This window comes from Paenibacillus sp. Soil766 (genome assembly GCF_001428105.1).
Classification (GTDB): Bacteria; Bacillota; Bacilli; order Paenibacillales; family NBRC-103111; genus Paenibacillus_E.
This window is the reverse complement of the sequence record NZ_LMSJ01000015.1, coordinates 56,292-77,602: the sequence shown is the minus strand read 5'-3', so window position 1 is coordinate 77,602 and position 21,311 is coordinate 56,292. Positions and strand designations below refer to the sequence as shown.

Genomic DNA, 21,311 nt, shown 5'->3' with positions numbered 1-21,311 from the left:
TTACTTAAGCTTCTCTTTCATCCACTCACACCAGTACAAATCCGTATCCACTTTCATTGTAGCTTTATGTACAAGTACATACATGCCAAAGGCATCGTCACCAATCTCTAATTGATCGAGCGGTTTCTCACTTCCTTGTTGGAGCTTATCCATCAGGGTGTTGAATCGCTCTTTTTTCTTCCTATAATACACTTCTCGTACCGCGAGCATGTTCCTTGCCTGCTCTTTATCCACTAGACCGATGCAATACATCTTCAATGCAAGTTCATCCCTCGTTACAGGTTCATCCGTTGGCTCAGCGATCCATCCTCGTAAAGCATCCTTTCCTTGCTCCGTAATGGAGTAAACTTTCTTATCCGGCTTATCTGATTGAAGAACATGTACGAAAGCCACGTGTCCCTTTTGCTCTAATTGCGCTAAGAGTGGGTAGATCTGGCTATGTTTGGCTGACCAAAAAGGCTGGATATGCTGCATAAGCTCATACCCCGAGCGGGAGTTTTTGGTTAATAGGCTTAGCAATCCATATGAAAGGGTATTCAATAGCGCTCCTCCTTTATGTCATTATTGACATATAAACAGTTCGGTAGTATGATGATTTTCATTCAAATTATAGAGAATACTATCGTTAAGATCAATGGATAGAGTGGAGGCATTATATTGAGTAAGGATGAGTTACAGCAAGTGCGCTTCTGGCCAATTATGATCGCGATCTTCTTCGGGTCGTTCGTTTCAATTCTAAGTATGAGTACGATTAATATCGCGATACCGATTCTTAGTGATCATTTCCATACAGATTTGAGCAAAATCCAATGGACAATTACGGGCTTCATGCTCGCAAGCGGTACAATCGCTCCGATTACAGGGTATTTCGGGGAGAAATTCAGCTACAAACGATTATACGCCATTGCGTTGATTGGTTTTACCATATTCTCACTTCTATGCGCTTTAGCATGGGACGCTTCATCCCTGATTGCATTCCGCATTATTCAAGGGGCTTTCAGCGGTCTGATTATGCCGGCTACGATGACGATTGTTTATCAAGTGATTCCGCGTGATAAACAACCGATTGCGATTTCCCTTTGGTCCTTATCTGCGATGATGGCTCCTGCCATCGGACCTACATTGAGTGGCTGGTTATTGCAGAATTGGAGCTGGCACTGGTTGTTCCTCATGAACGTACCTGTCGGGATTGTTGCTATTTTTCTCGTTTTTAAATTAATTCCTTTTTACCGTCTTTCTGTTCCAAAAAGATTCGATTTAATTGGCTTACTCACTGTCGTTGTCAGCTCTCTTGCCTTGCTCGTCGGATTCTCGCAAGGCCATGCTTGGGGATGGTCATCAGGCCGTGTTATCGGTCTATTTGCAACAGGCTTCCTAGTCCTTCTGCTGTTCATTTGGAGAGAGCTTAAGGTTGATTCACCGCTGTTAAACATTCGGGTGTTGAAAAACTCGCGTTACACGCTATCCCTCATTATTTCCAGTATTGTTACGATAAGCTTGTATTCAGGTACCTTCCTGACACCGATTTTCTTGCAAAACATTCAACATGTAACACCATTGGATACAGGATTAATTCTATTACCTGCCTCCCTCGTAATGGCACTTTGTATGCCAATCGTAGGCAAGCTGTATAGCAGTGTTGGGCCACGCATTCTTATTTTTATCGGTATTACCTTAATTGCTGTTGGTACACTTACACTGAGTTGGTTGAGTACGGACGTCTCACGCGGCTATATTGTGTTCTGGATGATCGTTCGGAACGTCGGGATTGCGTTTGCTACGATGCCTGCAAGTAATGCAGGGATGGAGCAGATTCCGAGAACTCTTTCTGGCCATGCGACATCCATTAACAACTGGGTTCGTAACGTATTCGGATCCTTCGCGATCGCCCTGTTCACATCCGTCTTATCGTCCCAGACCGCAACACACAGTAAAGATCTTGCTATCGGTGGGATGACGGACAAAATACAAATCGGTACTCATGCATTCACGATGAGTGTCAACGATGTATACTTGCTTGCTACATTCATTGTACTGGTCGCGCTGCCGCTCAGCTTGTTCCTTAACAAGCGTACCCTAGCTCCCGACAATCCTTCAGCGTCGGCACCTGCTCCTATTGTAGCAACGCCGAGTCCGAAAGCCTAATATAAAGAACCCCCAGTGGGATGTGACGGCATTCACATCCCACTGGGGGTTTCGTATTTTGGTTAGGCGCGGTAGAAATCACGCAACAGCTCGTCCATCACACGATTGGTTCGTGCGGCTGTTACGCCAGTGCTTGGGCTTTGCCCGATCCCTCGGAGATCATCCACAATCTTCTGAATCAACGGCTGTTGCACGTGCGGAGGGTTGGGAATCGTCAATTCTTGGACTTCACCATCAGCAGTTTCAATGCGCAAATCACCACTGAATGTAGAGAACGATAGTTTACCGCGGCTACCGACAATCTCATTCATATCTAGGTGTTTGTAAGCACTGAAGCTCCATACCCCAGTACCCATTACTCCAGATTCGAAGGCGTAGCTTGTGGTCACGATATCTTCGACCTTCTGTTTACCTGCTTGGTTGCTCGCGAAGCCTTTCACCTCTCCAATTGGCCCCAACAAGTAATCAAGAATATCCAATGCATGACTCGCTAAGTCCACAAAGAGACCACCACCTGACAGTTCAGGCTGAATGCGCCATGGTTCAAGTCCTTCTTCATAATCTCTCATCGGTTGCAGATAGGTTGTTTGAACAAAACGTACCTCCCCGATAGCCCCACTATCAAGAATACGTTTGATTTCTACGAATTTAGGGAGCCCTCTGCGATAATACGCCACAAACAAAGGCACACCTGCTTCTTCGCAGGCCGCGATCATTTCTTGACACTCTGCGTGATTCCTAGCCATCGGCTTCTCCACGTAAACCGGCTTCCCTGCTTTAGCAGCGAGTAACGCATATTCATGATGAAATCCTGGCGGCGTTGCGACGTAAACCGCATTTACATCTGGATCGTTTACTAACGCTGCGGCGTCATCGTACCATTTTGCTACACCATGGCGTTTCGCATAATCCTCAGCTAATGCCCCATTGCGGCGCATAACCGCGACTAACTCCGAGCCTTCAGCCTTCTGCAAGGCCGGGCCGCTTTTGACCTCCGTCACATCTCCGCAGCCAATGATTCCCCAACGAACCTTTTCCATCTGTTGTTACCTCCTTTTATATACTTAGTTAGATAGGTATTCGACGTGATGGCTGTGACCTCCTGTACACAATTCGTAAGCAACATGAACCTATTGGTAGAATCGTCCAGAGTGGTCTACTCAAAAACGAAATAATTGGCCCTTTTTATGTACCATAGTAGTTGTTATACTGTTGTTTAACACTAAAATAAAGAAGGTGGAGCCATGTACACACCCTCCCAATTTAAGATAGAAGACCTGTCGGAGATGTACGATCTTATAGAAGCACATAGCTTCGCTACGGTTGTTTCACATCATCAGGAGCGTCCTTTCGCGACCCATATCCCCGTCATGTTGCGTGCAGAGGAGCAGTGCCTGTATGGACATTTCGCTCGTTCAAATGCACAGTGGATGGATATCGAGGGGCAAGAGGTCTTGGTGATTTTCCAAGGTCCCCACTGCTATATCTCACCCTCCTGGTATGAAACGCCTGCCGCTGTACCAACGTGGAATTATACGGCCGTTCATGTCTATGGCAAGGTCGAACTCATACACGACGATCATGAAGTTCTACGCGTCTTACAGGAACTAACACGCAAATATGAGGGACCAGACAGCTCCTATAACCTAGACCATGTTGACCCTCACTTTCTTGTTGGATTAAGCCATGGCGTGCAAGCCTTTCGACTCTCGATTACTAGCATCGAAGGTAAAGCTAAGCTCAGCCAGAACCAGCCCATCGAGCGCCAAGAACGCATTTTTCGGGAACTCGAACTTAAGGGAGATCTGGAGCAGCAGATTGCTGTGCTAATGAAGGGTAACCTGCCCCAAACATATTAAAAACAAAAGCCTCCACACCCGTTATTTCGCGGGCGTTAGAGGCTTTATCATTTAAGAATGGATCTGCTCGGTCGGCACCAACTCAGACGTCAGCGGAGAATGCTCCGCAATTAACTGCTCTTGAATCTGTAACTGTTGGGTAGCAAACTCACGGTACATCTCATGGGACTCGATAAGCTCTTGATGCGTGCCGCGGCCTGTGACGACACCTTTGTCTAGGAACACGATTTGATCCGCGTCCACGACCGTGGATAACCGATGGGCAATGACTAGCGTTGTACGTCCTTGCATCAAATTCTGAAGGGCCTGCTGAACCACGACCTCCGACTTGCTGTCCAGACTCGACGTGGCTTCGTCCAACATGAGAATCTTCGGATCACGAAGCAGCGCTCTGGCAATTGCAATCCGTTGGCGTTGTCCGCCTGACAGCTTAATCCCACGCTCTCCAACTTCCGTGTCATACTTCTGCGGAAGTTCTTCGATGAAGCCGTCCGCGTAAGCCATCTCCGAAGCCCGCTTCAGCGCTTTTTCCGTCACTTCGTGCTGCAAGCCATAGCAGATATTATCCCGAATCGTCCCCGCAATGAGCGGACTTTCCTGCGATACATAGCCAAACTGGCTGCGCCAGGAGACGAGCGAATATTGACCAATACTTGCGTTGCCTAACGAAATACTACCTTCCTGCTGCGAGTAAAAACGCTCCAACAACGAGAACATCGTCGTCTTCCCGCTTCCGCTTGGTCCCACAATCGCGGTGACCTTACCCGCTTCCATCGTGAAGCTAACGTCCTTGAGTACCGATTCACCCTCTTTATAACCAAACGATACATTCTCGAAATTGAGGGATTGGGAAGCATCCTTCACAGCTATACCTGCGTGTGGATCCTCCTCTTCATGATCCAATACCTGCAGAATGGTATCCGTTGCGCCCATCGCTTTCTGAGTTTGCGTGAAAAATTGTGTAATCTGCGTAATCGGCATTACAATTTGGAATAAATACAGCATGAAGGCTACCAATTGGCCTGCTGAGATCGCTCCTGATGCTACCCGTGTACCGCCATAACCGAAGAGGACGACGAACATCATCAGCATGACAAACATAATCAGCGGCGACATCAGCGCCTGAATTTTACCTTCTTTTAGGCCAAATTTGAATAACGTCTGGATGCCTGTGCTACCTTCCTTGTACTCGATAGGTTCGGCATTCGCAGCTTTCACCAAGCGGATCTCCGAGAGTACTCGATTTAACACGGATGTGAAATTAGCGGTCTCCGCTTGCATACCTTTGGAGATTTTGAACATTTGCATTCCCAATGGAAAAAGGATAAGAAACGCAATCGGGAATATGCTAAACATGATCAGCGTCATTTTCCAATCCATATATAAAAGCACGACAATCGATCCGATGATAGAGATGGTCCCTGTGATAAACCCAGCCATATGCTCAGCAATGAGTCCTTTAATAATCGCGGTATCGTTCGTCATTCGGGAGATCGTATCCCCTGTTTGATGATTATCATAGTAACGGACTGGCAGCACGAGCAGCTTCTTCCATAAGCGGTCTCGGATCCCTGCCACTACGCGCTGACCTGAATAGTTAAGCAAATACGTCGCTACGCCTGAAGCTACCGCTGATGCGATGAACGCAAGAGCCATCCCGCTAATTTGCCACCAATTTAGAGAGGAAATGTTGAAATTATCGACCACATTTTTTGTGAAAAGTGGGATTACCAACGACACCAGCGTAGCAATCACACTTAACCCTAATGCAATTCCCAACAACAGCTTAGGTGGATTCGCACTCATCATTAAGCGGATAAATCCCCGCCAGTTGTTCTTTTGTTTCGGTTGTTTGTTCTTCGTCATAGCCATCTATCTCTACTCCTTTACCCGTTCGGATGTGATTCCGTCTAGATGATTGTTATCTACCAATGGATATGATCATACTCCTCTATTTTAAACGGAATATAAACACGTTCGAATCGGTCCGCGGGCGGAATGAGAGATCTGAGGACGTTACAACGCTGAGTTTCAGACTTGCAGCTCCCCCCATTCGTGCATTGTTGTAGCTCTTACTATGAGGGGGACGATCATTTCCGACAATAATACGTTCATGCATTGCGAATAAACCCTTGTGGCTCAAGGGTTTATCTCGCCATTCGGGGTCTCATGGAGTGAGATTCCCATCCTCATCCCCCGTCGTAAGTTTCACGCTTTTGCTTCCACAAATCTCGATACACAGACGGGGCATTCCCCGTTAATGACTTAAACATTTTACTGAAATGAAATTCATCGCCATAACCACAAGCGATCCCGATATCGCGCATCGACATTTCCGTAAAGGTTAGTAACTGTTGGGCATGTCCGATTCGAATCGACTGCAAATAGTGCTTCGGTGTTTGCTGAATCTGTTTCAGAAACATTTTACGCGAGTACGATTCTGATATTCCGAACCGCACAGCAAGCTCGTTTAGCTTGATGTTCGTTGCATAATGCGTCTCCAGGTAGTTCTTCATTTGTACATAAGCTTCCCGGGCAGGGCGCTCCTCCGGCTTTTCCTCATAGTTCTCTTGAAGAAACTGAATCAGCCCGAGCAGATTCAACTGATCTTGCAAGCTGCTTCCCAGATCCCCAGGTATCCAACCTGCCATTAGACTTTGAAAAATCCTGTCCACATACTTCGTCTGTTCGCTCGTAAACGATCTCAAGACCGGAAACGGCAGTGCAGCAAGCGGTTCGACGCTCCCCCAAACTCGTTGGTGATATGGCAAAAAGCCAATATCCATAAGCACCATCCATATCCTGAGCGGATTTTCCGTATCCGACCTCATATGCAGGCACAAACCTGGCTTCAAATAAGCCAGTTGCCCTTTTTGAACCTGATAAGACTTCCCTTCTTCTTCTGTAAAAGTTCCCTCTCCACTAACGATCCAGTAAAAAGTGTGGACATCTGTGGTTTGCCGAATATCTGTCCATCCGGGCAGCGCTTGTTTATCGAATACCAATAACACGCGCAGGGCAAGATGATTAATTGTGCTGCCTACCATCCGATCCCTCCTCTAATCACCGATTTCTCTTGACTTGATTGTAGCATAGACAGGAGCGTTTTTTACAAATGAAAATGACTGATTTGGCTATTCCCATTGATTCGTTCAAGCTGTTACATTAAGAAAAGAACATCCTCAGGAGGTAACTTTATGGATCAAACTCTCGAAATTTCAGCACAGTGGTCGGATGAAGAACTGGATTATATGCCTTGGATTTCACTCACGGAAGAGCAGCGCGCTAAGCAGCTCGAATGGCAGCAATTTCTGATCGATCGATACAAGGCGGAGTTTGGCGCAAACAGCTTTGTTTCGCGCAAAGCTCATTTCTTTCCTGAGCGATTCGCCATGGGGGAGAAAAGCTTCGTCGCCGCAGGCGCCATGATTCGGGGCGAACACATCGAAATCGGTTCCAACAGCACGGTCAATTCGTACGCGATTGTTGCGGGCCGTGTTCAGATTGGAGATGGTGTCCGCATTGCGTCTCATGTTTCCATTTTCGGCTTCAATCACGGTTACGAAGATACGACGCTGCCGATCTATCATCAGCCCCTGACCACAAAGGGCATCATCATCGGAGATGATGTATGGATCGGTGCCAATGCCGTCATTCTCGACGGCGTCACCATCGGCGCTCATAGCATTATTGCTGCTGGAGCCATCGTGACCAAAGATGTGCCGACTTACGCCATTGCAGGCGGCAACCCTGCCAAGGTCATCCGAAACCGGTTAGAGAAACCTCGCGATTCGACAGCGCCTGCTCACGATCTCGAGAGCGCTCTGTCCGCTTTCGGAGCGAAAGTAAAGGCACAGCATCAGGAGCTGCTTGCTTCGTATTACGTTCAAACCGAGGATGGATACATCTATTTGGATAAGTCGATCCCCGGCAGCAAAAAAACAGTCCGCGCCTGGTGCGACGCCGTTGAAATTGCCGCCTTGTTCGGTACGCTGCCACCTGGTCTCAGCAAGGAAGAATTAATAACCAAGCTGCGCGGCTTCCAGGACTCTGTCAGCGGTTTATTACCTGACCCTTGGAATCCACCAGCGGCTGACAACGATCCTTCACGTTTGACGGATCATTTGTCCCGTTATCATTTACTGGCGGTCGGCTATGCGCTTGAACTGCTTGATGCCACGCTGCCTTATCCTGTTCGAGCCGTTGAGGAGCTGAAAGGCGAACAGCTTTATCAGAAGCTGGAGTCCCTGCCTTGGCAAACGAATGCATGGGGCGCCGGCGATTGGATCGACTGCTTCGGGACCGGGCTTTATTTGAATCAAAAACACTTCGGCGGCGAGCGCCCAAATGATGTGTTCGGCTGGCTATACGCTGGGGCCGATCCCTATACCGGCATGTGGGGGCTACCGACGCCTGAGGAACAATGGCTCCAACCCGTGAACGGCTTCTACCGGCTTACTCGTGGAACATTCGCTCAGTTCGGGCTGCCGCTTCCGTACCCGGAAGCCGCGATCGACACGATTTTGGCGCACAGCCGCAATCGCAAATTTTTTCGCCAAGATGTCGGTAACGCCTGCAATGTCCTCGACGTCATTCACCCGCTTTGGCTCTGCGCCAAGCAAACGGATTACCGCAGAACCGAAACTGTGGCGTGGGCCAAGGATCAGCTTGATCGAGCGCTTGGTCAATGGGTCGACGGCAAAGGGTTCAGCTTCGAACTGGAGCGCTCCTTCCCTCCGGGTCTGCAAGGCACGGAAATGTGGCTGAGCATCATTTGGCTGCTGGCCGACTTATGCGGTTATAGCTCGCTTCTAGGTTACAAACCAAAGGGCGTCCATCGGCCGGATCCAGCCATTCAGCTACAGCCTACATGGAAGTAACGTGAAAGAGACGGATGATTGCTCATCCGTCTTTTGCATGTTCATAAAGCGCCACCATCTCTTCAATCTCATGAAGCTGCCAATTCTCCATTAAGAGTCATCAACGAAATATGATTAACTAATGCTGTTCTGATAAATACCCTTCGACACGAGCCCATAGCAATTGATTTTTGCCATGTGTCTTCGCTTCATATAGTAATTCATCAGCCGCGGTGACCAACTCCGACTTACTTTGTCCCCGATCACGAAGCGCTGCCCCGAAGCTCATCGTAACTTGAAACGCATCTTTGCCATGCTCAAATACTTTGGCTCGCAGCTTATCCAGAAATAATTGATAAAGCTCCGTCGCCTTCTGCCGACAATCCGTATATAGAATAATTGCAAATTCCTCACCACCATAGCGGAAGGCACGGCCTTGTGTATTCGGGATGGATGTCTCTAATAAGCTGCCAATCTCCCTCAAAACCGTATCACCTGCTTGATGACCGTAGCGATCATTGATTTGCTTAAAATAGTCAATATCCCCCAACATAAGCGTGAGTGGTTGTTTACCTGCAATATCCTCTCTCATCTGTTCTTGAAAGCTTCGATGGTTATAAAGCCCCGTCAAATAATCTTGTTTCGCCAAATTTTCAAAAATCCCCTTCTCAACGAAATGCTTTCGCTCCCTTGCTACAATGATGCCCCCAATGAAACCAATCATAAGTAGGAAGACAACATTAAAAAAGTGTCGAGGCAGATCATCTTGAAGAAACCCGCCATCCACTAGCTCAACTACGAAGCAATATCCGATAATGATCATCCCCGTTGCCACCATGGATCCTCGGAAACTCCAGTAGAGCGAAGCGTGAAGAATAACCAAGTAAGTTATTGGGAGAAGTGGACTTTGAGTCCCATCTGTGATTGCGATAATGGCGATAGAAGAGAAATAATCCATAATGACACCTATTCGCGTCACCTTACGATAAAAGCTAGAAGCTATAGGAGTAAAATGAAGGGCAAACTCCGTAGTTGCCATATACAGAACAGCAACTGCAAACATAATTAGAAAAAACAATAGATTCTGCGAATCACTGTAGTAATAGTTCAGATACACAAAGGTTGAAGCAACAAGAAGAAACCAACGTACACAACTATATGCAATTTCTAAGATATGGTCAGACTTTCTTATTTTCACCATGCCGCACTCACATCCCAACCAGATGACATTTCTCCTTATTCATTCTATAAATTGTCCCTATGTCCTTCTTGCACGCACTCGAACCATGAATTCGCCTCCAATTTTGTTTTTAGCAGGTGGTTACTATACAATAGTAAGAGGGGCACTTGTGCACCCAGTTATGTTAGAGGAGGTACGATCATGAATAATTTCACTTTCCATAATCCAACTACCCTGCATTTCGGTCAAGGTCAATTAGAAAAACTAACAACTGAAGTCCCTAAGTATGGGAAAAATATCTTACTCGTCTATGGTGGCGGCAGTATCAAAGCCAATGGCCTCTATGACAAGGTCCTTCATCTCTTGCAAGGACTTGAAACAACCATCGTAGAGCTTAGCGGTGTTGAGCCCAATCCAAGATTAACAACCGTCCATCGCGGTGTAGCCCTATGTCGTAGTAACAACATCGACCTCATCCTTGCAGTGGGTGGCGGCAGTGTGATTGACTGTGCGAAAGCCATTGCCGTTGGCGCTAAGTACGATGGCGACTTCTGGGATATCGCTACGCGCAAAGCAGCAGCAACAGGCGCACTTCCGTTAGCCACCGTACTGACAATTGCTGCGACTGGCTCCGAAATGAACTCCGGTTCTGTCATCACAAATTGGGAAACGCAAGATAAACTTGGTTGGGGAAGTCCTTTTTCCTATCCGAAATTCTCTATCCTCGACCCAGCTCATACAACATCCTTGCCTGAAAACCAAACCGTATACGGCATGGTCGATATTATGTCTCACGTATTCGAGCAATACTTCCATCACGGGACGAACTCCCCCGTTCAGGATGGGTTCTGTGAAACGATTCTGCGTACGGTTATCGACACGGCTCCTCTTCTGTTAGCGGATCTGAACAACCTTGAGCACCGCGCAACCATTCTGTACAGCGGCACTATGGCCCTGAACGGCACGCTAAGCATGGGCATCCGCGGGGATTGGGCGACGCACAACCTGGAGCATGCGGTTTCTGCTGTCCATGATATCCCGCACGGCGGCGGCTTGGCCATTCTCTTCCCGAACTGGATGACCCACAACCTCGATGCCAACGTGGGACGCTTCAAGCAGTTCGCGCAGCGCGTCTTTGGCATCGATGCCGCAGGCAAATCCGACAAGCAAATTGCCGAGGAAGGCATCGCGGCATTACGTGCGTTCTTCACCAGCATCGGCGCACCGAGCCGGTTAGCTGATTACAACATCGACGCATCTAGCATCGAGCTTATGGCCGATAAAGCCATGATATACGGCGATTTTGGTAATTTCCAGAAGCTGACTCGCGCGGATGTCGTGAAGATTTATCAGATGTCGCTATAAGCATAGTCAGCATGAATAAGCCGCACTTCAAGGTACAGTAACCTTGGGGGCGGCTTTTTGCGTTGCGATTTTAACGCTGCACAGGGAGCACCTTATAGTCGCGCCACTCTTCCGGCAGCAGACGCTGATAGCGCGGTTGTAGGTAGCGATCGTCGATCAGAAGCAGCACACCGTGATCCGATTCGGAGCGAATCAACCGTCCGCCAGCCTGTTGCACCTTGTTTACGCCAGGGTAGACATAGGCGTAGTCGTAACCGTTTTTGCCCGTTCTTTCCATGTAATCCTTGATTAAATTGCGTTCCGGTCCCAGTTGCGGTAACCCAACCCCCACAATAACGACGCCCGTTAAACGGTCGCCGACGAGATCAATGCCCTCGGAGAAAATGCCCCCCATCACCGCGAACCCCACTAACGTCGTCTCTGCCCCCGCCTGAAAAGCCGATAGGAAGTGCTCTCGTTCCTCCTCCGTCATTTTGGCCTGCTGCACGAGTACACTGATGAGCTGAGACGCTTCCTCCGCCTCACCTACCAGATCCGTGAAAGATTCATACACACTGCTCATATAGGCATACGAAGGAAAAAACACCAAGTAATTACCCGCTCGTCTGGCTACCAGCTCATAGATCGAACGAGCAATCTGCGTACGACTGTGTTCCCGATCCTGATAACGGGTCGAAAGCGGCTGCACGAAAACCTCCAGCTGTTCTTTCGCAAAAGGCGACGGCACCGTCACAGAATAATCGTCCTCACCTGCTCCTAACGTGTCCATGAAATAGGACAGGGGTGACAGCGTCGCCGAGAAAAACACATGCGCCCGATACCCCTTCCCCATCTGCCGCAGCAGATGAGATGGATCCAGGCACACGAGCTTCACACTGACCTCGTTCCGGTCATTCACAGCGAGCGTCACATACCGCTCGTCATACAACTTCGAGATGCGCACGAAGTTTTGCGCGCCAAAATACGCATCCAAAAGCACCGTACTCGCCCCGCTTCCGCCGGCCGATCTCGCTAATTCCTTTTCAGCTACCGCAATAAAAGCTTCCACATGCAACAACAACGATTCCGGCATCCCCGACTCCACCATCATCTCACGATCTCCCACCTGCTTACGGAGTGCTATGAAGTAGGTATTTATCGCCTTCGCCGTATCATGGACCTCTTTACTCACACCTTTGAACTCTCGCTGCAGTGTAAGGAAAACCGATTTGTGCAGCTCACTTGCATACATCTCCCGTGCTCGATCCACCAAATTATGCGCCTCATCGATCAGCAGCGTCGTATGGCGCTTCTGCTCCTCGAACAGCCTTTTCAGATTCACCCTCGGGTCGAAAATATAATTATAATCACAAATCACCGCATCCGCCGCATAGGCCACATCCAGTGAGAACTCAAAAGGACACACGCGGTGCTTCCGTGCATACGTCTCAATCACCGAACGTGTCATCACCGTTTCCTGCCTGAGTAGATCCAGCACCGCCTCATTCACTCGATCATAGTAGCCATCCGCGAACTCACAGTGTGCCGGTGTACACTTGACCTCGTCCTTCAAACACACTTTCTCCTTCGCGGTTAGCGTAACCACCTGTAGCTGCAAGCCCTTGTCCTGCAATAGGTAAAATGCTTCTTCCGCCGCCGTACGTGTAATCGTCTTCGCCGTCAAATAGAAAAACCGCTGCAGATCTCCCTCCCCCATCGCTTTCACCGACGGAAAAAGCGTCGACATCGTCTTTCCTATACCTGTCGGTGCCTTAGCAAATAACTTGTGCCCGTCCTGGATGGTTTTGTACACTGCCCCTACCAGCTTGCGCTGCCCTTCACGATACTGTGGAAAAGGGAACTGCAGCTCCTTGATGCTCTGATTCCTGCGCTGCTCGTTGTCGTGCTTCACTTGTGCGTACGGGTAGTAGCTCTGAATCACCTCATGCACAAACCGCTCAAGCTCTTCGTATGCAACTTCCTTCACAAAATGCCGCGTCTCCTCCGTATCCACTTGTGTATACGTCATCTGAACTCGCATCTGACTGAGCCCGCGATCATGGGCCACCATGTACGCATAACACATTGCCTGTGCCCAGTGCACAGGGTACGATTCTTCCTCAATCCGCGCAATATCTCCAGAAGTCGACTTGATTTCGTCCACCGTTAGCATGCCGCTATCCGCCTGCCTAAGCAGCCCATCACAACGCCCATCTATGACAAATAAAAGCCCCTCATACGCGATCTCCGCAGACACATACACTTCATGCTCGTCGGATTCTCCGTATTGCTTTTGCAGTCTCTGATGTGCCTTCGTTCCGTCTCTCAGTGACTTGCTCGACCGAAATTCCGTATCAATACTACCACTACTAAACACATATTCCACAAGCGAACGAACTGATATCTGAACAAGAGGTAGCATGCCACGTCTCCATTTCGAGAACATTTGTTCCTTATTATACCATGTGAGTTAGTGAAACACTACTAGCCCCATCTTGTGCACTGACTTAGCTCCTCCTGTATAATTCACCCCTGGTTCGCCCCCTCATCTGACTTCTCATGCTCCTCTTCTCTACTTCTTCCTCCCCGATTCTTTTGCTTCTCTGCGCCTTCCTCCCTAATTCCTCGGCTCTTTCTCATTCTCGCGCCACCTCCACCTCACTCTCTGGCAAAATAACTGGATTTTGTACAGCTAATATCATCATTTAGTCCCGATTCAGCAAGAAAATCATCAAAAGATTCGTTTGTTGAGCTAGTTAGCGGGGGATGTAACTTGATTCGTTTGTTGAGCTAGTTAGCGGGGGATGTAACTTGATTCGTTTGTTGAGCTAGTTGGCGGGGGGGCTCGAAAGCTAGGCAATATCGCATCTCCCCACACCAAAAACCCCTCCACGACGAACCTAGCTCATACGCAGAAGGGGCGATGTCTTGTTGATGTCTCGCTTCACGATCATTTCACCCACTGAAACGGGGTTGTATTAAAAAACAAGTCCGGATTGGCCTGAATATTATGCGCCCAGAAGGTAAAATGCAGATGCGGCCCGGTGGAGAAACCCGTCGTACCGACGAGCCCGATGATGTCGCCCTGCTTGACGCGGTCGCCAGGTTTGACACGCAGCTCGGAGAGATGCGCGTACTGCGAGAACAGCCCCATCCCATGGTCAATGTAGATGGAATTGCCGGTCAAATACAGGAGCTCCGCTAGCGCTACAACTCCATCGTTCGTCGCCTTGATCGGCGTGCCTTCTTTGGCGGCCAGATCAAGGGCCATATGCGCGCTGTCGTATTTCCCGTTCACATAACGGGTGTACCCATACGGTGTGGTCAAAATCCCCTCGACCGGCTTCACGAACGGTCCGCTAAACAAAAACCTTGGCTCTGACTTACTGCGCGCCAGATCGATCTTCTTCTGATCGGCGTTGATACGCGTCGTGTCCTGCTTCATGCTTTCCATTTGCTCAGTAACCTTCAAATACTGCGTCTCGAACTTCTTCGCCTTGATGGTCAGCGTCTGATCACCAATCGGATACGTGCCAGCCTTCACACTCATCGCGATTGGCAAATACGTGAAGTATCCCGCTTCATAAGGTTGAAGTGTGTAGGTTTTGCCTTGCCAAGCAATGCTGCCCGGCTCCTTATGGCGCACCAGCACGATGTCTCCCGGAGATGCCTGATCCGGTATGAGCTTCCAACTAGCGCCCATAACTGCTTTCGCGCCAGCTTCATCCTTATAGAGCAAAGCCTCCGCTTTGAGCTGTGCCAAATGGGCTTTCTCCGCTAGCATGATCGCTTTCGCGTCCTCTGTCATGCCGTCTATCCAGGTTTGACCGCCATCCACGGTGAGGAGGAGAGGATTTTTACTATCCGTCGTTTGGGATAAAAGCACCCAACCAATCTTCGGTGTCACGAATTGGGACTGTTTCACAGCCAAGGTGGTCCCATTCATCGTAACGGAAGCCACGCTTTTGGAGAGTGTCTCCGCTCCCGCTGTCACTCCAGCCGCTCCCGAATTACCAGCGGTGCTTGTCGAACCTAACGTACTGCCAGAACCTGCTTCCAAGGTCAGCAACTTCGCAATCGTTTCACTCCCCATCACTTCAGTCCCACCATCCACAGGGACTTCCGTTCCGGCAACTTCCTGCCAATGCGCGCCGCCATCTGTCGTTTGTACCAGTCCGTCCGCATATTTCACCCAGCCTCGATCTAAATCGAGCATACGGAATTCCACAGTTACACGAGGGGTTGGGGTTGGCACAGGGGTTGCTGCTACCGTGTCAGGTACATTTGTATGCAATGTGGAGGATGATTCAAACGGATACTTACCAAAAACAATCACCACACAAGCCGCAAGGATGCAAGCGCCAGCCAGCAGTGGCCATTGACGCCTTTTTCTCGGTCTCACAGACGTTCCTACCTCCCTTGAATGACGACAGGTTGTCTCTGTGTTAAGACGACTCCGCCCTCTGATTTCCACTCTTCTCATGGTAACACAAAAAACCCGAAGACTGTTATGTCTCCGGGCTCTATGACGCTATATTTGTACGCCCTTTTTGAGCGTTTTCTGATCACTATTCGTGTTATTAACTAATGGAAGTAACTTGACACTTCGAATCATTGTGGACTGACATAAATGACATGTCGGCACGTGATCGAATGCAAAATTATCTCGCATCCAGCCTTTACAGCCTTCATTTTCACAAGACCATACCGTCACATTTTCTAGAGGCATCTCTTCAAGCGACTTTTTTCTGGAATACATGGATAAACCTCCTTAGAGTACTAAGCGTCAGCTAGCTTTAAATTGAAAAAGACTGCCATTACTTAAGTAAAGGCAGTCTTTTTAATTATATTACAGTTTTACAACGTTTTCTGCTTGTGGTCCGCGGTTACCTTGAACTACGCTGAATTCAACGGATTGACCTTCGTCCAAAGTTTTGAAACCGTCACCTTGGATTGCGGAGAAGTGAACGAATACATCGTTGCCGCCTTCAACTTCGATAAAACCAAAACCTTTTTCTGCGTTAAACCATTTTACTGTACCAGTAGCCATTGTGAAATACCTCCAAAAATTATTAACATGTTTTTTATTCTTCAAAGAGAAAAAATTCACACATTGTATAAGGTTCACTAACAAAAATGAAAACCCTTTACAATATGTGAATTCAGGTTCTATTTGTCGATTGGATTTATCATAACACACCGTTTATGAAAACGCAAACTATTTCCAGACTTTACTAATCTAAATTTTAAAAATGCCTCCCCAACTTTAGTCTAGGTTGCCCCTTGGTCTCAAGACGGTTTGATGCGCAGGGCAGGGGGACTATACTTGACGTATCGAGTTTAGGAGGGTTTTTAACGTGTATAACGCAAGTATTCAAACGATATTAGCCGTAAGTGTATTATTCGTTATTTTCACATGGATCGGAAGTGTCAAGGCGTCCCGATTATTGTACAGCGGCAGCTTAGAGAAGCTGCACCGCAAGACGCGCAAGTTGCTTTTCTGGGCATGGTTTCCAACCATTCCTGCAGCAGCAATTGTAGCTGCGATCATCTGGCTGCAGATGAACATGGATCCGATTTTCTGGAAGGACCGCATCTTCCTGCAGGCGCCGCTAGTCGTTGTTCCTCTTTTGAGCATATGGTTCGTAGCCGTTCCTAAGCTGTTAAAGCTTCGCTCGCTATCCAAACAAAGTTTAGCTGAGAGTGAAACTACGATTGCACCTGAAATGTTCCAAAGAGCCGCAAGTCCTGGCCTAATATTTCCTTATCAATTGGCTGTGCTTAGCGCAGTAACGGCACTTTATTTCACATTCGTGCCACCTGTTCCTTTCCATTGGTTAGAAATCACAATTCCGCTCGCAATCTTTATTATCTTAGCAGCTGGACTTTGGTCGAGACATGCGCTGCGTGCTAAGCAAGTTCGTAAAGCAGCTAACTATCAAGCACCTCGACTATTGGCGCGCTTTGGTGCCATGACAGGCGTTCTCATCGTGACCGCTGGTATCGGTTTCTATTTAATTACATTTGCAATGGACAAAAGCGTACTCCCAGCCGAAATCGACATGGCGAGCGGAACGCTTGATTACGGCGGTGGGGCTGCCACGATGGATCATGCTCATCATGATATGACCGCTATGGCGGGTATGGTGTCTGTTACCGACCTAACTGGCCCGAAAGAAGGGACACCAGATCGTCGTTATACACTCGTAGCGCAGAAAAAAACAGTCACACTCAGCTCTGGCAAAACGGTGGATGCTTGGACCTATAACGGTCAACTCCCTGGCCCTGAGCTTCGTATGAAAGAAGGCGAACTCGTTGAAGTCACGCTAACGAACGAAGATATTGATGTTGGTGTGACCGCCCATTGGCACGGTTTAGATGTACCTAACGCCGAAGATGGCGTAGCTGGAGCCACACAAAATGCGGTTATGCCAGGTGAAACTTATACGTACCGTTTTCGCGCTGAGCAGGTGGGCACCTTCTGGTACCATTCCCATCAGGATTCGAGAGAATCGGTCAGCAAAGGGCTTTTTGGAGCGTTGATCGTAGAGCCCAAAGAGGCTGCAAATCCAACAACATTTACAATTCCGTTCAAAGATATTACGGTTATGACCCACCTTTGGAAGAATACGTTCGCTATTGGCGCAAATGATGAGCTAGATCGTCAAGCAGTCGCTCCTGGGACGCCTGTCCGGATGCGACTCATCAACACCGATGATTGGATCAATCAAACATATACGTTAGTGGGTACTCCTTTTGAAGTGACTGCTATCGATGGGACAGACTTGAATAAGCCGGATCTCTTGACCAATACACGTGTCATTGTGCCAACTGGCGGACGAATTGATCTCACGTTTCTTATGCCGGATCATCCTGTATATTTGAATGTGGGCACTAATAAAAAAGGGGGAATTCTCCTGTCAGCTGACGGCCAAGGGAATGTTCCCGAGCTGCCGCAAACCGTAGTTTTCGATCCGCTTACTTATGGAAGTCCGAAGACCACACCTTTTGATGCGAACAGCCCATTTGATCGAGATTTCACATTGATTTTGGATAATAAACTGGGTTTCTATAACAGAAATTTCGATTTCCTTTATACGTTGAACGGAAAAGTATTCCCAGATGCGCCGATGTTCATGGTGAAGGAAGGGGATCTGGTTAAAACGACGTTCGTTAATCGTGGAAATGTCGAGCATCCAATGCATTTGCACGGTCATCATGTGCTCGTGCTTTCACGTAATGGCAAGCCTTCCACAGGCAGTCCATGGTGGTCGGATACGCTAGATGTTCAGCCCGGGGAAACGTATGAGGTCGCTTTTGTTGCTAATAATCCTGGACTATGGATGGATCACTGCCATAATCTCGTGCATGCAGCCGCAGGGATGTCGATGCATTTGATGTATGAAGGGATTACAACGCCATTCTCGGTTGGAAGTGCCACACAGAATCATCCGGAATAAATGTTGCACCGGGGAACTAAATTCATGATAAAAGCTCTATTTGGTGCCGTAGGATTTAGTTCCTGCGGCCTTTTTTTTGCATTCTACTGCTGCCTGTAAAATTGGCCTTTCAGCCTATGGATTAGGGTAAAAATTGCTGCGTCACAGGTCCTCGTGGCTACTCGCCTTCTTTTTACTAGGTCAGGTGCTTGTGCACATTGTGCTGAAAATGCCGGTGAAGATGCTTATTTTGCCACCGTCCTAGCTGCTGCTGCGGTGCTCTGGATCTGGCTGAAATTAAGCCAAATGTACTAGACATCCCAAGTGCTGCACACACCTATACAACCGCAGATGGCACATCGAACACGATTTCCTTCAGTGCTTCGAATAAGCGCTGAATCCAACGAATTGTGCAGGGTACACCGTTTCGCGTGAGCAGTATTTAGATGGATAATTCACCATTGACGTTTACGTTAGTAGGAACCGTTTTTCAATTGGCAGCTATTGATGGAACGAACCTATATGGACCCACAGATCTACTAGGCAAGATCTTCTCCTCGCAGCAGGAGGACACTATGATGTGATATTTGCGATGCCAGAGGGGCCGTGTTACTAGGTCCACAGTCGGAGAATGAAGGGAGCAGCCATGCTGACTTACTAATGAGTCCAGATGGAGTGATGGGGATTTAGGCGATGTGCATACCGTGAATTCCAACTTATTGTAGATAAACGATTAGGCTAATTCAACGGAAGATTCACATTCTCGTTTACGATCAGGGGATCACAACATCGAATTCCTTTGGAAGTGCAACGTCGAATGATTCAGAGTGACTGTTTTTCACCATTTCGACAAGATTGGAAGCCGTTTTTTCAAAAAAGAGGGAGGGCATGTCACATTAACTTACACACATTTGACAAAACATGCTTTGGCAGTTTACTCTAAAAGAGGAAGGCACGACAAATTGCATATGACCTCTTTCGTATAACCTTAATAATTGGATTAAGGGTCTCTACTTAGAAACCGTAAATTTCTAGCTACGAAAAATGTGCACTGAGAAACAGGCATATTTTTCATGGCTAGTTTTTTTGTGCCTACATGTTCATAACATAGTAAAGTAGGAGGTTTTGATTGATGACAACGATTTTAATTAAAGACGCTCAGATCGTGACCATGAATCGGAGCGGAGACATCCTGACAGGGGATATTCTGATCGAAAATGACCGCATTGCTGCGATCGGGCCAGATTTGAACCCTACACATGCAGATAAAATTATTTACGCTAAGAATCGCACAATCATTCCCGGATTTATTCAGACGCATATTCACCTGTGCCAGACATTGTTCCGTGGTAAAGGGGACGATCTCGAGCTTATGGATTGGTTGAAAAAGCGGATTTGGCCGCTCGAAGCCTCCCATGACGAGGAGTCGATCTACTATTCGGCGATGCTCGGCATTGGTGAACTCATCCAAAGCGGGACCACAACAATTGTAGATATGGAGACGGTGCACCATACGGATTTTGCTTTTCAGGCTATTGCTGAGAGCGGCATTCGGGCATTGTCAGGCAAGGTAATGATGGACAAAGGGGACGAAGTTCCTTTCGCCTTACAGGAAAACACGACAGATTCGCTTCAACAGAGCGTTGATTTGCTGGAAAAATGGCATGGGTATCACGATGGTCTCATCCAGTACGCGTTCTCTCCGCGTTTCGTCATCTCCTGTACGGAAGAGCTGTTGCGCGAGGTGCGCAATTTGTCGGAACAGTACAACGTCAAGGTACACACACATGCTTCTGAAAATCTCGGTGAAATCGAGATCGTGCAAGCCGAAACGGGCATGCGCAACGTCGTCTACCTCGATCATCTCGGTTTAGCGAACGAAAGATTGATCTTGGCGCACTGCATCTGGCTCGATGAACAAGAGAAACGCATCATCCACGAGCGCGGCGTGCATGTCAGCCACTGCCCTGGCTCGAACCTGAAGCTGGCATCAGGGATCGCAGAGACGCCGGAGATGCTCAAGCTGGACATCTCCGTCAGCTTGGGGGCGGATGGTGCGCCGTGCAACAACAATCTCGATATGTTCAACGAGATGCGGCTCGCTGCGCTCATCCAAAAGCCCGTCCACGGACCGACGGCGATGAATGCGCAGACGGTGTTCCGCATGGCGACCATCGGCGGCGCTCGTGCCGTTGGTATGGCGGATGAGATCGGTTCGCTCGAAGTCGGCAAGAAAGCCGACTTAGCGATCCTCGATCTCAACAACTTCCACACGTATCCGTCTTACGACGTGGATCCGATTTCGCGCATCGTCTACTCGGCGACGCGTGCTGATGTCGAAACGACTATCATCAATGGTCGGATCGTCATGGAAAACCGCATCCTGCGGACGGTTGATAAGGACATCGTCCTGCCCGAAGCGAACCGCTCGATTCAGCGGTTGCTGAATCGGGCGAACCTGCGCTGAGGCTTGTGGCGCAGATTA

16 protein-coding genes and 1 riboswitch are annotated in these 21,311 nt (G+C 48.4%); of the genes, 7 read left to right on the top strand and 9 right to left on the bottom strand.

All coding sequences use genetic code 11. The features are described from left to right. Positions 1–540, bottom strand: a complete 540-nt coding sequence (locus ASG89_RS13140; protein ID WP_057311163.1) for a PadR family transcriptional regulator — start codon at positions 538–540, stop codon at positions 1–3. 117 nt (positions 541–657) lie between these two features. Between ASG89_RS13140 and ASG89_RS13135 the strand changes: the two genes are divergently transcribed. Then, positions 658–2,145 carry an MDR family MFS transporter gene (locus tag ASG89_RS13135; protein WP_414813259.1) on the top strand — a complete coding sequence of 496 codons (1,488 nt, stop codon included), beginning with the start codon at positions 658–660 and terminating at the stop codon, positions 2,143–2,145. A gap of 62 nt (positions 2,146–2,207) precedes the next feature. Here the strand turns inward: ASG89_RS13135 and ASG89_RS13130 are convergent, their stop codons facing one another. Next, on the bottom strand, positions 2,208–3,185 hold the full coding sequence (locus tag ASG89_RS13130; RefSeq protein ID WP_057311162.1) for a Gfo/Idh/MocA family protein: 978 nt from the start codon (positions 3,183–3,185) through the stop codon (positions 2,208–2,210). A 204-nt stretch (positions 3,186–3,389) separates the two neighbouring features. Between ASG89_RS13130 and ASG89_RS13125 the strand changes: the two genes are divergently transcribed. Then, a complete protein-coding gene (locus ASG89_RS13125; RefSeq protein WP_057311161.1) occupies positions 3,390–4,004 on the top strand; it encodes an FMN-binding negative transcriptional regulator in 615 nt (204 codons plus the stop codon). 51 nt (positions 4,005–4,055) lie between these two features. Here ASG89_RS13125 and ASG89_RS13120 read toward each other — a convergent pair whose 3' ends face one another. Further along, on the bottom strand, positions 4,056–5,876 hold the full coding sequence (locus ASG89_RS13120; RefSeq protein WP_057311160.1) for an ABC transporter ATP-binding protein: 1,821 nt from the start codon (positions 5,874–5,876) through the stop codon (positions 4,056–4,058). Between the two features lie 317 nt (positions 5,877–6,193). Next, positions 6,194–7,051: an AraC family transcriptional regulator gene (locus ASG89_RS13115; protein ID WP_057311159.1), complete on the bottom strand. Its 858-nt coding sequence runs from the start codon at positions 7,049–7,051 to the stop codon at positions 6,194–6,196. A gap of 150 nt (positions 7,052–7,201) precedes the next feature. Between ASG89_RS13115 and ASG89_RS13110 the strand changes: the two genes are divergently transcribed. Next, positions 7,202–8,884: an acyltransferase gene (locus tag ASG89_RS13110; protein WP_057311158.1), complete on the top strand. Its 1,683-nt coding sequence runs from the start codon at positions 7,202–7,204 to the stop codon at positions 8,882–8,884. Between the two features lie 118 nt (positions 8,885–9,002). Here ASG89_RS13110 and ASG89_RS13105 read toward each other — a convergent pair whose 3' ends face one another. Next, positions 9,003–10,064 (bottom strand): GGDEF domain-containing protein, encoded by a 1,062-nt coding sequence (locus tag ASG89_RS13105; protein ID WP_057311157.1) that lies wholly within the window; start codon positions 10,062–10,064, stop codon positions 9,003–9,005. A gap of 180 nt (positions 10,065–10,244) precedes the next feature. On the opposite strand from ASG89_RS13105, the gene ASG89_RS13100 reads away from it, so the two are divergent. Continuing rightward, positions 10,245–11,408, top strand: a complete 1,164-nt coding sequence (locus ASG89_RS13100) for an iron-containing alcohol dehydrogenase (RefSeq protein ID WP_057311156.1) — start codon at positions 10,245–10,247, stop codon at positions 11,406–11,408. A 70-nt stretch (positions 11,409–11,478) separates the two neighbouring features. Here ASG89_RS13100 and ASG89_RS13095 read toward each other — a convergent pair whose 3' ends face one another. The 4 genes from ASG89_RS13095 to ASG89_RS13080 form a co-directional block, all read right to left on the bottom strand. Continuing rightward, positions 11,479–13,809, bottom strand: a complete 2,331-nt coding sequence (locus tag ASG89_RS13095) for an ATP-dependent DNA helicase (protein ID WP_057311155.1) — start codon at positions 13,807–13,809, stop codon at positions 11,479–11,481. 528 nt (positions 13,810–14,337) lie between these two features. Next, complete coding sequence (locus tag ASG89_RS38455; protein WP_057311154.1) at positions 14,338–15,789, bottom strand: M23 family metallopeptidase; 1,452 nt, start codon at positions 15,787–15,789, stop codon at positions 14,338–14,340. 129 nt (positions 15,790–15,918) lie between these two features. Further along, positions 15,919–16,146, bottom strand: coding sequence for a cold-shock protein (locus ASG89_RS13085; RefSeq protein WP_028555205.1), 228 nt, complete (start codon positions 16,144–16,146; stop codon positions 15,919–15,921). Between the two features lie 90 nt (positions 16,147–16,236). After that, complete coding sequence (locus ASG89_RS13080) at positions 16,237–16,437, bottom strand: cold-shock protein (protein WP_047679716.1); 201 nt, start codon at positions 16,435–16,437, stop codon at positions 16,237–16,239. A 307-nt stretch (positions 16,438–16,744) separates the two neighbouring features. Here ASG89_RS13080 and ASG89_RS13075 point away from each other — a divergent pair, with 307 nt between their 5' ends. The 3 genes from ASG89_RS13075 to ASG89_RS13070 all read left to right on the top strand — a co-directional run bounded on the left by ASG89_RS13075 (position 16,745) and on the right by ASG89_RS13070 (position 21,293). Next, entirely contained in the window at positions 16,745–18,847 is a 2,103-nt protein-coding gene (locus tag ASG89_RS13075; RefSeq protein WP_057311153.1) for a multicopper oxidase family protein, read from the top strand. A 425-nt stretch (positions 18,848–19,272) separates the two neighbouring features. Next, positions 19,273–19,410 carry a hypothetical protein gene (locus ASG89_RS36365; protein WP_157276638.1) on the top strand — a complete coding sequence of 46 codons (138 nt, stop codon included), beginning with the start codon at positions 19,273–19,275 and terminating at the stop codon, positions 19,408–19,410. A 374-nt stretch (positions 19,411–19,784) separates the two neighbouring features. Beyond that, positions 19,785–19,884, top strand: a riboswitch (purine riboswitch). Between the two features lie 74 nt (positions 19,885–19,958). After that, positions 19,959–21,293 (top strand): 5'-deoxyadenosine deaminase, encoded by a 1,335-nt coding sequence (locus ASG89_RS13070; protein ID WP_057311152.1) that lies wholly within the window; start codon positions 19,959–19,961, stop codon positions 21,291–21,293. The last annotated feature ends 18 nt before the right edge of the window (positions 21,294–21,311 follow it).